Here is a 14,252-nt window from a genome sequence, read left to right as displayed (position 1 = left end):
CAACCACTTTTTTCAGCGTTTTCTCCGGCGGGGTGAATCGCTTCACGCCCTGCTGAGCCCGTCTGCGTTGCCGCTTTGCCGTCTCAGTGGTGGCGCATTATAGGGAGTTCTCGCCGGGTGACAAGTGCTAATTTCAACTTTTTTGCTCGGGCGCTTACTTTCCAGGCAATGCGTTGTAAAAACCAGCTCAGCTGTATATTAAAGAAACAAAAAACGGGCCCGCAGGCCCGTTTTTATGCACAACACTTACTGGTGAGCGACAATTTCGCCTTCGCTTACATCCATCTCGATGGTTTTTCCTGGCACAAACGCCCCGGAGAGTATCTTCTGCGCCAGCGGGTTCTCAATATGCTGCTGGATAGCCCGTTTGAGCGGACGCGCACCGTAAACCGGATCGTAGCCATTCTCACCAAGCAGTTTCAGTGCTGCTTCGGAGATGTGCAGCTGATAGCCGCGATCTTCCAGACGCTGATAAAGCCGCTGCAGCTGTATCTGCGCAATAGAGGCAATGTGCTGCTCTCCCAGCGGATGAAATACCACCACTTCATCGATACGGTTGATAAACTCAGGACGGAAGTGGTGTCCGACTACCGTCATTACCGTTTCTTTCATCGCTGGGTAATCAAGCGCACCGAAGCGCTCCTGAATTAAATCCGATCCCAGGTTCGACGTCATGATCACCACTGAGTTGCGGAAATCTACGGTACGCCCCTGACCATCCGTCAGTCGTCCATCATCCAGCACCTGCAGCAGGATGTTAAATACATCCGGATGCGCTTTCTCAACTTCATCCAGTAAGATGACGGAGTAAGGCCGGCGGCGTACCGCTTCAGTAAGATAACCGCCCTCCTCATATCCGACATATCCCGGAGGTGCACCCACCAGCCGCGAAACCGAATGTTTCTCCATAAACTCAGACATGTCGATCCGCACCATCGCATCGTCGCTGTCAAACAGAAAATTTGCCAGCGCTTTACACAGCTCGGTTTTACCTACCCCGGTTGGACCGAGGAACAGGAATGAACCAATCGGGCGATTGGGATCGGACAAGCCTGCCCGGCTGCGACGGATGGCATTTGAAACCGCCTCTACCGCTTCGTTCTGGCCGATAACCCGCGCATGTAATTCCTGCTCCATACGCAGCAGTTTGTCGCGCTCACCTTCCATCATGCGTGCTACCGGAATACCGGTCCAGCGCGCCAGTACGTCGGCAATCTCAACATCCGTTACGCGGTTGCGTAGCAGCTTCATGATTTTGCCTTCAGCCTGAGTGGCACTCGCCAGCTGCTTTTCCAGCGCCGGAATTTTGCCATACTGCAGCTCTGACATTTGCGCCAGATCGCCTGTGCGCCGCGCCTGTTCCAGCGTCAGTCTTGCCTGCTCCAGCTCCGCTTTAATATTTTGCGTACCGGTGAGTGACGCCTTTTCAGCTTTCCACTCCTCTTCCAGTTCTGCATATTCGCGCTCTTTCTGATTCAGCTCCGTCTCCAGCATCTCAAGACGCTTGACGCTGGCATCGTCAGACTCTTTCTTCAGCGCCTGCTGCTCCAGTTTCAGCTGGATGATACGGCGCTCCAGACGATCGAGCGGCTCAGGTTTCGAATCGATCTGCAGACGAATACTGGATGCAGCTTCATCAATCAGGTCGATCGCTTTATCTGGCAGCTGCCGGTCGGCGATATAGCGATGTGACAACGTTGCTGCTGCCACAATAGCCGGGTCGGTGATCTGCACATGGTGATGCAGCTCATAGCGCTCTTTCAGACCGCGCAGAATAGCGATGGTATCTTCGACGCTGGGCTCTGCCACAAATACTTTCTGGAAGCGACGCTCCAGGGCAGCATCCTTTTCTATATACTGCCGATACTCATCCAGCGTGGTTGCGCCAACGCAGTGCAGTTCACCACGCGCCAGAGCTGGCTTCAGCATGTTTCCTGCGTCCATCGCGCCATCAGCTTTGCCTGCGCCTACCATCGTGTGCAGCTCATCGATAAACAGAATGACATTGCCTTCCTGCTTCGCGAGATCGTTCAACACCCCTTTCAGGCGCTCCTCAAATTCACCACGGTATTTGGCTCCCGCCACCAGCGCCCCCATATCCAGCGCCAGTACGCGACGACCTTTCAGGCCTTCAGGCACTTCACCATTGATAATGCGCTGAGCCAGCCCTTCAACAATGGCGGTTTTACCCACGCCGGGTTCACCAATCAATACCGGGTTATTCTTGGTACGGCGCTGCAACACCTGGATGGTACGGCGGATCTCTTCATCGCGTCCGATTACCGGGTCCAGCTTGCCACGTTCGGCGCGCTCGGTGAGATCGATGGTATATTTTTTCAGTGCCTGGCGCTGATCTTCAGCTCCCTGGTCATTCACGTTTTCGCCTCCGCGCAATTGTTCGATAGCGTTCGCGAGTTTGTCAGACGTCACGCCGGCAGCTTTAAGCAGATCCGCCAGTGAACCGCGTGAATCCAGAGCCGCCAGAACAAATAATTCAGATGAGATAAAGTTATCGCCGCGCTTTTGCGCCAGTTTGTCACACAGGTTCAGCACCCGCACCAGATCGGCTGAGGGCTGTACATCCCCCTCGGTGCCTTCGACCTGGGGCAGACGATTGATTGCCTGTTCAATACTGCTACGCAGAGTGGCGACATCGGCTCCTGCTGCGCTAAGCAGCGGACGCACCGATCCCCCTTCCTGGTTGAGCAGAGCGCTCATCACATGAAGTGGTTCAATAAACTGGTTATCCTGTCCCAGAGCCAGGGACTGGGCATCAGCAAGGGCTAGCTGGAATTTGTTGGTAAGACGATCCAGACGCATAATTCCTCCCGTTACAGGTCAAAATGCTACTGGAGATTAAGATGAGGTCAGGCCTCAAATTTTCAAGGTTTCTGACCTGACATTGTGAGCAAAAAACAGGCTACCCGGCTCGTCTCCGGGCGTAAGGTTATTGCAGCCAGATTAATGTAGCCATACGCCCGGTAACACCGTCGCGGCGAAAAGAGAAAAAATCCTGCTTTTCTGTGAACGTGCAGCGTCGTGAACCGCTGACAGAGGTTACGCCTGCGCTAAGCAGACGCTGTTCGGCCAGCAGCCAGATATCCGCAAAATATTTTGCGCCTGCCGGACGAAAGGCCACTTCTGCGCGCGCATCGTGGGCCATAAATGCCTGACGTACTTCCGCTCCTACTTCAAACGCACCGGGTCCGATAGCCGGGCCCAGCCAGGCATATACCTCGCTGGCCGGACAGTGAAACTGCGCCAGCGTCTGTTCCAGCACGCCGTTACAGAGGCCGCGCCAGCCCGCATGGGCTGCTGCGATTTCACTGCCATCTTTACTGCAAAACAGCACCGGCAGGCAGTCAGCCGTCATAATGGCGCACACCACGCCCGGCTCCCGGGTAATGGCCGCGTCAGCCTGTGGCAGCGCACAGGCTGCAGGCAGGCGCACTACCGCATTGCCATGTATCTGATCCAGCCACTGCGGCATCGCAGAAAGCGCTAATGTTTCTGCGATGTGCTGGCGATTACGCATCACGTGAGCGGGCGCATCCCCGACGTGAGCCGCCGGGTTGAGCGAATCCCAGGGCGCCAGGCTATGACCGCCCCGCCGGGTCGTGGAGCAGGCCCGAACGCGCTGCGGAGCAGGCCAGTCCGGGATGATCCATTCGCTCATAGCCAGTCCATGCGATCGCGGAACTCTTCCGTATCGGCTTTTAAGGCGTCAATCAGATCAACCATGTCCTGCGGCAGCGGAGCATGCCACTCCATTTCAATACCGGTTATCGGATGATAGAGACGCAGCATTGTCGCGTGCAGCGCCTGACGATCAAATCCGCGCAGCGTATTAATGAACGCCTCTGACGCCCCTTTTGGCGGACGCGGCCGGCCACCGTAAAGCGGATCGCCCACCAGCGGATGGTTGATATGCGCCATATGAACACGGATCTGATGCGTACGGCCCGTCTCCAGGCGCAGGCGCAGGCGCGTATGGGCCCGGAAATGCTCCATGATGCGGTAGTGCGTGGTTGCCGGTTTTCCCATCGGATGGACGGCCATATGGGTACGCTTGGTGGAGTGTCGCGCCATGGGTTCATCAACGGTGCCGCCAGCCGTCATCGTACCGATGGCAACCGCTTCATATTCACGCGTGATTTCACGCAGCTGCAGCGTTTCCACCAGATGGGTCTGTGCCGGAACCGTTTTTGCCACGACCATCAGGCCAGTAGTGTTTTTATCCAGGCGATGTACGATACCGGCGCGCGGTACATCAGCGATCGGCGGAAAGTGGTAGAGCAGTGCATTCAGAATAGTGCCGTCAGGATTACCTGCACCGGGGTGTACCACCAGGTCGCGGGGTTTATTGATAACCAGAATATGGTCATCTTCATAAACGATATTAAGAGGGATGTTCTGCGCTTCCCAGCGCTGTTCCTCTTCAATTTCAGCATCAATAGCCACCTGCTCACCGCCCAGAACTTTCTCTTTCGGTTTATCGATGATAGTGCCGTTGACGCTGACGCGGCGATCGAGGATCCACTCTTTTATGCGGGAGCGTGAATAATCAGGGAACAATTCTGCCAAAGTCTGATCTAAACGTTGTCCAAGCTGTGCTTCGGACACCGTTGCGGTGAGTTGAACTTGTTGTGCCATATACAGCTTCTTCGTTAACGTTGGGTTTTACGGCGATGCCGTTTAATATAATGTGCTATCGTACTGGTCATTACCGGGAGCTATACGGACAGCTTCCGCCATAACATTTTGAGGATAATCATTTCGTCATGACGCGTATGAAACATCTGGTGGCTGCCGCCACATTGAGCCTGGCCCTGGTAGGCTGCTCCGGCTCATCTGATCCGGTTCCGGACAGCCCGCCGTCTGAAATTTATGCCACAGCTCAGCAAAAGCTGCAGGACGGTAACTTCAAAGCGGCAATTAAGCAACTGGAAGCGCTGGATAATCGTTATCCATTTGGTCCTTACTCGCAGCAGGTGCAGCTGGATTTAATCTACGCGTATTACAAAAATGCCGATCTTCCGCTGGCGCAGGCTGCTATCTCGCGCTTTATGCGTCTGAACCCGACTCATCCGAATATCGATTACGTCATCTATATGAAAGGTCTGACGGATATGGCCCTGGATGACTCAGCTCTGCAGGGCTTCTTTGGTATCGATCGCTCCGATCGCGATCCCAACCATGCGCGCGACGCCTTCCGTGACTTCTCCCAGCTGCTGCGTAGCTACCCAAACAGCCAGTATGCGGCGGATGCTCAGAAACGCCTGACCTATCTGAAAGATCGTCTGGCGAAATATGAACTTTCGGTGGCGCAATTCTATACCAAGCGCGGGGCTTATGTCGCTGTTGTTAATCGTGTGGAAGGCATGATGCGTGATTATCAGGATACGCAGGCAACACGCGATGCGCTGCCGCTGATGGAGAATGCTTATCGCCAGCTGCAGTTAACGGCCGAAGCTGACAAAGTTGCGAAAATTATCGCGGCCAATAACAGTTAAAAAAGTGGTTGATAACGTGCTTAAAAAGCAGCCGTTTGGCTGCTTTTTTTATGCCTGCAAAGGGCATTTGCGTTGCGGTTAACCCGTCAATCCTGCCCTGCTGTAGTGCTGGCTTCAAGCAATTTTTAAATAATCTCCGGTCTTTCTCGCAAATCCTCTGCGTTGACAAAAAGTGACCTTTCTATGTGATCAAGATCACATAAATTCCTGTGGGGCGCGGTATGCTGACTCTACCCAGACGGAAATGACAGAGAGGTTTAACTATGATTCTGAACATTACCAGTAAACAAATGGAAATCACTCCGGCCATCCGCAGCCATGTCGAAGACCGTCTCGCTAAGCTGGAAAAGCGGCAAGTCCACCTCATTAACCCACACATCGTGTTGTCAAAAGAGCCTAAAGAGTTTGCGGCAGATGCCACGATTAATACGCCTAACGGTACTCTGGTTGCCAGTGCCAAACATGGTGATATGTATACCGCCATCAATGATTTGATTGAGAAACTGGGGCGCCAGCTAAATAAAGCTCAGCACAAGCCTGAAGCACGCCGCGCTGCCAGCAGTGTTAAAGATTTTATTCCGGCAGGATAAACGCTGTAGTTATAAAAAACGCGCCAGCTGGCGCGTTTTTTATTGACAGCTTTTAAGCAGTACGATTACTCTCAGAACACTTTCCTGCCGGAATCAGACATGAAACATCAGCCATTTTTCTTCGCATTCTTTTTTACCTTCCCCTGAACGGGAGGCGTGTCGTCATGCGAAAATGAATGCGAAGACGAATGACAAAGCCTCCCCCAGCGGGAGGCTTTTTTTTTAACTGTATTTACAGGTGAGCTTAATGAGTATCGATAATCCACTGCTGGTGCTGCGCGATAAAATCAGCGCAGTTGACAGCAAACTACTTACGCTGCTGGCCGAGCGACGGTCGCTGGCAATCGAAGTTGCCCAGGCGAAACTGACCACGCTGCGGCCCATACGTGATATTGAGCGGGAGCGTGCCCTGCTGGAAAATCTGATTTCCCTCGGTAAGCAGCAGCAGCTCGATGCCCACTACATTACCCGTCTGTTTCAGCTGATTATTGAAGATTCGGTGCTGACGCAGCAGGCGCTGCTGCAGAAAAACCTGAACCACCCGCATGCGCTGGCGCCCCGCATCGCCTTTCTGGGACCTAAGGGATCTTATTCGCATCTGGCCGCCCGTAAATATGCGTCACGCCATTTTGCTTCATATGTTGAAAACGGCTGTCTGAAATTTCAGGATATTATCCAGCAGGTTGAGGCTGGCCAGGCTGACTATGCGGTGATGCCAATTGAAAACACCAGCTCAGGCTCTATCAATGATGTTTACGATCTGCTGCAGCAGACGTCGCTCTCAATCATTGGCGAACTGACCATCCCTATCGAGCACTGTGTACTGGTAAAAGAGACCACCACGCTTAAACAGATCAAAACCGTCTACAGTCATCCCCAGCCTTTTCAGCAGTGCAGTCAGTTTATTAACCGTTTCCCGCAGTGGAAAATTGAGTACACCGAAAGCACTGCCGCAGCCATGGAGAAAGTCGCCGCGCTTAATTCCCCAGAGGTTGCCGCCCTGGGCAGCGAAGCAGGCGGTGAACTCTATGGGCTGCAGGTGCTGGAGCGTAACCTGGCAAATCAGCAGCAGAACCACACGCGTTTTATCGTACTGGCGCGCAAGCCGGTTGACGTTTCGGTGCAGGTCCCGGCCAAAACCACGCTGATCATGGCTACCGGTCAGCAGGCGGGTGCGCTGGTAGAGGCCCTGCTGGTACTGCGCAACCATAATCTGATTATGAGCCGGCTGGAGAATCGCCCAATTAACGGTAACCCGTGGGAAGAGATGTTCTACATTGATGTGCAGGGCAATCTGCAGTCGGAAAATATGCAGCTGGCGCTGGCAGAATTACGCCAGCTGACGCGCTCACTGAAAGTGCTGGGCTGCTATCCTGGTGAAAATGTGGTTCCGGTTGAACCCCGCATATAAGCAGAAAAGGCACCGCTGAGGGTGCCTTTTTTTATTGCCGGCTATCGTTAGCCGAGCGTAACAGACTGCGGCTTTCAACCAGAAAACGCTGGGCGTGATCGCCAAACCACTGTTCCACGCGCTCAAAACTGCTGATAAACGCCTGCTTATTGCTCTGTTCCAGTAGCGATATAGCTTCACCAAAGCGCTGATGGTAACGTTTTATCAGCGCCAGGTTGCTTTCTGAAGCCATAATGATATCGGCATAGAGCTGTGGATCCTGCGCAAATAGCCGCCCTACCATGGCCAGCTCCAGCCGGTAAATAGGTGAAGAGAGCGCCAGCAGCTGATCCAGGTTCACATTCTCTTCAGCCAGGTGAAGGCCGTAAGCAAAAGTCGTAAAGTGACGCAGCGCCTGAATAAAGGCCATGTTCTGATCGTGCTCTGCGGCGCTGATGCAGTGCAGCCGTGCTCCCCAAACCTGAATCTGTTCCAGGAACCACTGATACGCTTCCGGCTGACGACCGTCGCACCAGACCACAACCTGTTTTGCCAGACTGCCGCTGTCGGGCCCAAACATCGGGTGCAGCCCCAGTACCGGTCCGGCGTGCGCGGCAAGCATGGCCTGCAGCGGCCTGTTTTTTACCGATGCAAGATCGACCAGGATGCAGTCGTCCGGCAGCGCAGGCAGATCGGCGATGATCTTCTCGGTAAGATGGATTGGGACACTGATGATCACCATGCCCGCATCCTGCAGCAGCCGATCGGCGCGATCCCAGTCCTCTTTGTCCAGAATGCGCACCTGATAACCGGACAGTGTCAGCATTTTTTCAAACAGACGCCCCATCTTGCCGCTGCCGCCGACGATCACTACCGGACGCAGTGAAGGACAAAGGGTTTTGAAACCTTTGTCATTCTCATGGGTATAGGATTCCCGCATCAGACGACGCAATACATCTTCAATCAGATCGGGAGATACGCCGAGCGCTTCTGCTTCGTGCCGGCGTGACGCCAGCATGCTTGCTTCACGCTCGGGTACATAAATCGGCAGGCCGTAACGGCTTTTTACTTCGCCAACCTGTGCCACCAGCTCCAGTCGTTTTGCCAGCAGCCCAAGCAGCGCCTGATCGACTTCATCAATTTGATCGCGCAATGCGGTCAGTTCAGCCACCATGACTCTTTATACCTCGTGTGACAGACGCGCCGACAGCACTCCCTGCAGATCCTGATGGATCGTGCGCAGCAGCGTTTCGGTAGTATTCCAGTCAATGCAGGCATCGGTCACCGAGACACCATACTTCATTTCGCTGCGCGGCTGCTCTGAAGGCTGATTGCCTTCGTGAATATTGCTCTCAAGCATCAGGCCAATAATAGAGCGGTTTCCATCTTTGATCTGCGCAATAGCCGATTCGGCTACGCCAGGCTGACGACGATAGTCTTTGTTAGAATTGCCATGGCTGCAATCTATCATTAAGGCCGGGCGCAGTCCTGCTTTCAGCATCTCTTTTTCACACTGTGCAACATCGTCCGGGCCGTAGTTAGGCGCTTTGCCACCGCGCAGGATCACGTGTCCGTCCGGGTTGCCCTGCGTCTGCAGCAGGCAGACCTGCCCTGCCTGGTTAATGCCGACAAAACGGTGAGGCATCGCTGCCGCACGCATAGCGTTGATCGCCGTGCCGAGACTGCCATCGGTGCCGTTTTTAAAACCTACCGGCATTGAAAGACCAGACGCCATTTCACGGTGCGTTTGTGATTCCGTGGTGCGCGCACCAATGGCTGACCAGCTAAACAGATCGCCGAGATATTGCGGGCTATTAGGATCCAGCGCTTCTGTCGCCAGTGGCAAACCCATTTCAACCAGGTTTACCAGCAGCTGACGCGCAATGTGCAGCCCGGCTTCCATATCAAATGAGTTGTTCATGTAAGGATCGTTGATCAGCCCTTTCCAGCCTACGGTGGTGCGGGGTTTTTCAAAATAGACGCGCATGACGATATAGAGCTGATCCTTCAGCTGCACAGAGAGATCTTTTAACTGACGGGCGTACGCTAACGCTGCTTCCGGATCGTGAATTGAGCAGGGACCGCAGACCACCAGCAGACGCGGATCGCGCCCGGCAATAATGTCCGCAATAGTTTTACGCGAAGCAGTAATCTGAGCTTCCTGCTCTGCCGTCAGCGGAAAGCGTGCTTTCAGCTCCTGCGGCGTAATTAAAATCTGTTCGTCAGCGATATGTACGTTATTCAGCGCGTCTTTCTGCATGGTGGCGATCCTTTTTACTCATCTGTGCGGTTTGGATCCTCAGTGAGGATGACGCTTACTCTATCACAGGCTGTATTGTATGCAATCCATGCGTGTACACTATTTTTACCACCTGCATTGCACCACGGTATAAATTTGCATTTAAATTTATATTTATCAGATATATATAAATAAATGACACTGTATACCTTGCCGGATGTGTGTAAATATAAAATTACACTATCGTAGAGCTGCGACTCGTTTTTCACTGCGCGCTCAGTTAATATTCTGTAATTCCTCACAATTTATGAAGGCTGACTGATTATGACTGAGATAATCCTGCGTCCCTTTGCGCTGTCAGATGCAACTGCTTTTGCTGAGGCCGTCAATCAGTCTCTTGATACCCTGCTGCCCTGGATGACGTGGGCACATGAAAATTACCGGCCGGAAGAGGCAGTAAGCTGGTTTAATTTCGCTCACGCAGAGCGTGTCAGAGGTGAGGCCGAAAGGTTTGCGATCGCAGACAGCCGTCATCGTCTGCTGGGAGGGGCCGGGATCCGTTTTGCCCGTCAGCCCGGCGAGGTTGCAGCGCTGGGCTACTGGGTACGCAGCGATGCGCAGCGTCAGGGCGTGGCTACACGCGCGGTAGCGCAACTGATAACCCTGGGTTTTAGCCGGCCAGATATCACGGAGCTGGAAATCCTGGCCGCCACAGATAATGTCGCCAGCCGCGCCGTGGCATTACGCAGCGGGTTTACGCTGACAGGCTGCCAGCACGGGCTGATTGTGCTGCCGGACGGGCCGGTTGAGGCCGCGGTTTATCGCTTAAAGCATCCATAAAAAAGGGGCTGGCATTATGCCAACCCCTTGTTTGCTATTAACTTTGAGATGTCGCTTACGCGCCAAGACGCTCTTTGATACGAGCTGACTTACCGGTGCGCTCACGCAGGTAGTACAGTTTGGCTTTACGCACAGCACCACGACGTTTGACAGTAATGCTGTCAATTACCGGAGAGTGAGTCTGGAAGACACGCTCAACGCCTTCGCCGTTGGAAATCTTACGAACAGTGAATGCAGAGTGCAGACCGCGGTTACGAATAGCGATAACCACGCCCTCGAATGCCTGCAGACGTTTTTTAGAACCTTCAACGACCCATACTTTCACTTCCACGGAATCACCCGGACGGAATGAAGGTACATCCTGTTTCAGCTGTTCTTGTTCAATTTGCTTGATAATGTTGCTCATAATTAAATCTCATATCCTGGGTAAACTGATAGTCAGGGAAGATTACTCTTCCGCTTCATCGTTTTGTTGCTGCTGCTGTTCCCGCTGGAACTCATTCAGCAACCTTGCTTGCTCTTCAGTCAGAGCCAGGTTTTCCAGAAGTTCAGGTCTTCTTAGCCAGGTACGGCCTAGCGACTGTTTCAGGCGCCAGCGGCGAATATCGGCATGGTTGCCCGACAGCAGAACTGACGGTACTTCCATCCCTTCTAACACTTCAGGCCGGGTATAGTGCGGGCAATCCAGCAAACCATCCGAGAATGAGTCTTCATCGGCGGACGCCTGCTTGCCCAGTACGCCGGGAATAAACCGGGCGACGGAGTCAATCAGCGTCATGGCTGGCAGCTCACCACCACTGAGAACGTAATCACCGATTGACCACTCTTCGTCAATCTCTGTATGGATCACGCGCTCATCAATACCTTCGTAGCGACCACAGACCAGAATCAGTTTCTGGTTAGTCGCCAGTTCGCAAACGCCCTGCTGGTCAAGTTTGCGCCCCTGAGGTGACAGATAAATCACCTTAGCACCTTCTCCCGCCGCTGCTTTCGCTGCGTGGATCGCATCCCGTAAGGGTTGCACCATCATCAACATTCCCGGTCCGCCGCCGTAAGGACGATCGTCCACGGTACGGTGCCGGTCGTGCGTGAAGTCACGAGGACTCCAGCTCTCAATGTTGAGCAGGCCATTTTTAACTGCCCGGCCAGTTACCCCGTACTCGGTAATAGCGCGAAACATCTCTGGAAACAGGCTGATAACACCAATCCACATCGCGTTCGCCGTTACGTTACCGGATTGTCCGGAGATCAAAAACCAGGATCCCAGTCTACTTCAATAGTGCCAGTAGCGAGATCGACTTTCTTGATAACCTGTTCATCGAGAAACGGTATTAACCGCTCCTGTACACCGAATGCATCTTTCAGGTTCGCCTTAACGACGAGTACATCGTTTGAGCCGGTTTCCATCAAATCAATGACTTTGCCCATCTCATAGCCGTCGAGGTTAACTACTTTACAACCCATAAGGTCTTTCCAGTAGTAATCACCCTCTCCCAGCGCAGGCAGCTGCGTGGAGTCAACCGTGATTTCACAATTGGTTAACTGCGCCGCCGCGTCCCGATCGTCAATGCCGTTGACTTTGATAATCAGGTCCTGATTGTGGTGCTTCCAACCTTCCAGTTCTACCTGCTGCCATTTACCGGCGCGCTGGATAAACCAGGGTTGATAGTCGAAGATGCTTTCAGCGTCTTCAGTGGAGGAAAACACTTTGAGCCAGCCCCGAATTCCGTAAGCGGCACCCATTTTGCCCAAAACGATGGGGTTAACAGGAGGCTGTGCGGCAGGTTTACTGGTCATGCTCACCACCGTGACAGATTAAGCTGCTTTTTTTGCTTCTTTGATCAGCGCGTTAACGCGATCGGAAAGCGTTGCGCCCTGGCCAACCCAGTGCTCAATACGGTCCAGGTCCAGACGCAGACCTTCAGCCTGACCAGATGCGATCGGGTTGAAGAAACCAACGCGCTCAATGAAGCGGCCGTTGCGTGCATTGCGGCTGTCAGTGACGACGACCTGGTAGAACGGACGCTTTTTTGCGCCGTGACGTGCCAAACGAATTGTTACCATAACATCCTCTTTAGTTAATAAAACAACCGGGCCCCATCGAGGAACGGGGCCCGGGTGCAATATAAAAAGCCCGAAAATTTTACTCATTTTGGCGCAAAAAGCAACCGCAGTAGCATACTTTTCTGGCTGTGTAGCGATATCTTAACGGCCCGGGAAACCTGGCGGCATCATACCCTTCATGCCGCGCATCATTTTTGCCATGCCACCTTTCTTCATCTTTTTCATCATGCGCTGCATATCATCGAACTGCTTCAGCAGCCGATTGACATCCTGCACCTGCATACCGGCGCCGGTCGCGATGCGACGCTTGCGTGAACCCTTGATGATTTCAGGCTTCTCACGCTCTTTACGCGTCATGGAGTTAATGATGGCTTCCATGCGCACCAGCACCTTGTCATCCATCTGCGATTTAACGTTGTCCGGCAGCTGCCCCATACCCGGCAGTTTGCCCATCAGGCTGGCCATACCGCCCATATTGCGCATCTGCTTAAGCTGCTCAAGGAAGTCATTGAGATCGAAACCGTCACCGGTTTTCAGCTTTTTCGCCAGCTTTTCCGCCTGATCGCGGTCAACCTTGCTTTCAATATCTTCAATCAGCGACAGGACATCGCCCATGCCCAGAATGCGCGAGGCGATACGGTCGGGATAAAACGCTTCCAGCGCCTCGGTTTTCTCACCCATCCCCATAAACTTGATCGGTTTACCGGTGATGTGACGAATCGAAAGCGCGGCACCGCCGCGTGCGTCACCATCAACCTTGGTCAGGATCACCCCGGTCAGCGGCAGCGCTTCATTAAATGCTTTAGCCGTGTTCGCGGCATCCTGACCGGTCATGGCATCGACAACAAACAGCGTTTCCACCGGATTAATGGCGGCGTGGACCTGTTTGATTTCGTCCATCATCGCTTCGTCTACGTGCAAACGACCGGCGGTATCCACCAGCAGCACGTCGTAGAACTTCAGCTTCGCCTCTTTCAGCGCATGCTTAACGATGTCAACCGGCTTCTGGCTGAGATCGGAGGGACAGAAATCCACCCCCACCTGCTGCGCCAGCGTCTCCAGCTGTTTAATCGCCGCCGGGCGATAAACGTCAGCTGAGACCACCAGCACTTTTTTCTTGTGCTTTTCACGCAGAAACTTACCGAGCTTACCCACACTGGTGGTTTTACCGGCACCCTGCAGGCCCGCCATCAGCACCACGGCCGGCGGCTGCGCATTCAGGTTCAGGGTATTATTTTCAGCCCCCATTGCCGCAATCAGCTCGTTGCGGACAATCTTGATAAACTCCTGACCCGGCGTCAGGCTTTTATTGACGTCGTGTCCGACCGCGGCTTCTTTTACGCGGTTAATAAATTCACGTACTACCGGCAGCGCAACGTCCGCCTCCAGCAGCGCCATGCGCACTTCGCGCAGGGTATCTTTGATGTTCTCTTCGGTCAGCCGTCCGCGGCCGCTGATGTTGCGCAGGGTTTGCGACAAACGATCGGTTAAATTATCAAACATGCTCTCTCACTTAATACCGTAGCGAGGCCGCCTGAGCGACACAATGCGCCGGATTATAACACGAAGCCTGAGCGATCTCTGCAATTGACCGTGAGATCGTTTGGAGCATACTG

At 53.6% G+C, this 14,252-nt stretch carries 15 protein-coding genes and 1 other annotated feature; of the genes, 5 read left to right on the top strand and 10 right to left on the bottom strand.

The features are described 5' to 3' along the window. Positions 1 to 246: 246 nt before the first annotated feature. From clpB to rluD, 3 genes are all read right to left on the bottom strand, one after another. Complete coding sequence (gene clpB / locus F3J39_RS10835) at positions 247 to 2,820, bottom strand: ATP-dependent chaperone ClpB (RefSeq protein ID WP_071668523.1); 2,574 nt, start codon at positions 2,818 to 2,820, stop codon at positions 247 to 249. Positions 2,821 to 2,947: 127 nt separating this feature from the next. Then, positions 2,948 to 3,676, bottom strand: coding sequence for a purine nucleoside phosphorylase YfiH (gene yfiH / locus F3J39_RS10830; protein ID WP_166714165.1), 729 nt, complete (start codon positions 3,674 to 3,676; stop codon positions 2,948 to 2,950). Beyond that, positions 3,673 to 4,653: a 23S rRNA pseudouridine(1911/1915/1917) synthase RluD gene (rluD, locus tag F3J39_RS10825; RefSeq protein ID WP_104085507.1), complete on the bottom strand. Its 981-nt coding sequence runs from the start codon at positions 4,651 to 4,653 to the stop codon at positions 3,673 to 3,675. Before rluD ends, yfiH begins: the two co-directional genes overlap by 4 nt. 128 nt (positions 4,654 to 4,781) lie before the next feature. Between rluD and bamD the strand changes: the two genes are divergently transcribed. The 4 genes from bamD to pheA all read left to right on the top strand — a co-directional run bounded on the left by bamD (position 4,782) and on the right by pheA (position 7,514). Continuing rightward, complete coding sequence (bamD, locus tag F3J39_RS10820) at positions 4,782 to 5,513, top strand: outer membrane protein assembly factor BamD (protein ID WP_065648353.1); 732 nt, start codon at positions 4,782 to 4,784, stop codon at positions 5,511 to 5,513. A 263-nt stretch (positions 5,514 to 5,776) separates the two neighbouring features. Then, positions 5,777 to 6,103 (top strand): ribosome-associated translation inhibitor RaiA, encoded by a 327-nt coding sequence (gene raiA / locus F3J39_RS10815; RefSeq protein WP_104085506.1) that lies wholly within the window; start codon positions 5,777 to 5,779, stop codon positions 6,101 to 6,103. 98 nt (positions 6,104 to 6,201) lie between these two features. Next, positions 6,202 to 6,327: a sequence feature (Phe leader region), on the top strand. After that, positions 6,203 to 6,250: a pheA operon leader peptide PheL gene (gene pheL / locus F3J39_RS10810; RefSeq protein ID WP_104085515.1), complete on the top strand. Its 48-nt coding sequence runs from the start codon at positions 6,203 to 6,205 to the stop codon at positions 6,248 to 6,250. (Overlaps the previous feature by 48 nt.) Positions 6,328 to 6,350: 23 nt before the next feature. Beyond that, on the top strand, positions 6,351 to 7,514 hold the full coding sequence (gene pheA, locus F3J39_RS10805) for a bifunctional chorismate mutase/prephenate dehydratase (protein WP_071668526.1): 1,164 nt from the start codon (positions 6,351 to 6,353) through the stop codon (positions 7,512 to 7,514). Between the two features lie 31 nt (positions 7,515 to 7,545). On the opposite strand, the gene tyrA is transcribed toward pheA, so the two are convergent. Further along, positions 7,546 to 8,667 carry a bifunctional chorismate mutase/prephenate dehydrogenase gene (gene tyrA / locus F3J39_RS10800; RefSeq protein WP_104085505.1) on the bottom strand — a complete coding sequence of 374 codons (1,122 nt, stop codon included), beginning with the start codon at positions 8,665 to 8,667 and terminating at the stop codon, positions 7,546 to 7,548. A gap of 6 nt (positions 8,668 to 8,673) precedes the next feature. Then, positions 8,674 to 9,753 carry a 3-deoxy-7-phosphoheptulonate synthase gene (locus F3J39_RS10795; protein WP_071668528.1) on the bottom strand — a complete coding sequence of 360 codons (1,080 nt, stop codon included), beginning with the start codon at positions 9,751 to 9,753 and terminating at the stop codon, positions 8,674 to 8,676. Positions 9,754 to 10,056: 303 nt separating this feature from the next. Between F3J39_RS10795 and F3J39_RS10790 the strand changes: the two genes are divergently transcribed. After that, positions 10,057 to 10,572: a GNAT family N-acetyltransferase gene (locus F3J39_RS10790; protein WP_071668529.1), complete on the top strand. Its 516-nt coding sequence runs from the start codon at positions 10,057 to 10,059 to the stop codon at positions 10,570 to 10,572. Positions 10,573 to 10,627: 55 nt separating this feature from the next. On the opposite strand, the gene rplS is transcribed toward F3J39_RS10790, so the two are convergent. From rplS to ffh, 5 genes are all read right to left on the bottom strand, one after another. Continuing rightward, positions 10,628 to 10,978 carry a 50S ribosomal protein L19 gene (rplS, locus tag F3J39_RS10785; protein ID WP_039379805.1) on the bottom strand — a complete coding sequence of 117 codons (351 nt, stop codon included), beginning with the start codon at positions 10,976 to 10,978 and terminating at the stop codon, positions 10,628 to 10,630. Between the two features lie 42 nt (positions 10,979 to 11,020). Next, positions 11,021 to 11,785 carry a tRNA (guanosine(37)-N1)-methyltransferase TrmD gene (trmD, locus tag F3J39_RS10780; RefSeq protein ID WP_052246437.1) on the bottom strand — a complete coding sequence of 255 codons (765 nt, stop codon included), beginning with the start codon at positions 11,783 to 11,785 and terminating at the stop codon, positions 11,021 to 11,023. Between the two features lie 35 nt (positions 11,786 to 11,820). Continuing rightward, positions 11,821 to 12,369 carry a ribosome maturation factor RimM gene (gene rimM, locus F3J39_RS10775; protein ID WP_039379809.1) on the bottom strand — a complete coding sequence of 183 codons (549 nt, stop codon included), beginning with the start codon at positions 12,367 to 12,369 and terminating at the stop codon, positions 11,821 to 11,823. An 18-nt stretch (positions 12,370 to 12,387) separates the two neighbouring features. Then, the gene (rpsP, locus tag F3J39_RS10770) at positions 12,388 to 12,636 is read right to left on the bottom strand and encodes a 30S ribosomal protein S16 (RefSeq protein ID WP_007893313.1); all 249 of its coding nucleotides are present in this window, start codon (positions 12,634 to 12,636) and stop codon (positions 12,388 to 12,390) included. A gap of 141 nt (positions 12,637 to 12,777) precedes the next feature. Further along, complete coding sequence (ffh, locus tag F3J39_RS10765) at positions 12,778 to 14,139, bottom strand: signal recognition particle protein (RefSeq protein WP_039379813.1); 1,362 nt, start codon at positions 14,137 to 14,139, stop codon at positions 12,778 to 12,780. Between the last annotated feature and the right edge of the window lie 113 nt (positions 14,140 to 14,252).

It is taken from the genome of Pantoea sp. Acro-807 (assembly GCF_011752675.1).
Lineage (GTDB): Bacteria > Pseudomonadota > Gammaproteobacteria > Enterobacterales > Enterobacteriaceae > Pantoea > Pantoea eucrina.
The sequence above is the reverse complement of the archived record's forward strand: the minus strand, read 5'-3'. Positions and strand labels throughout refer to the sequence as shown.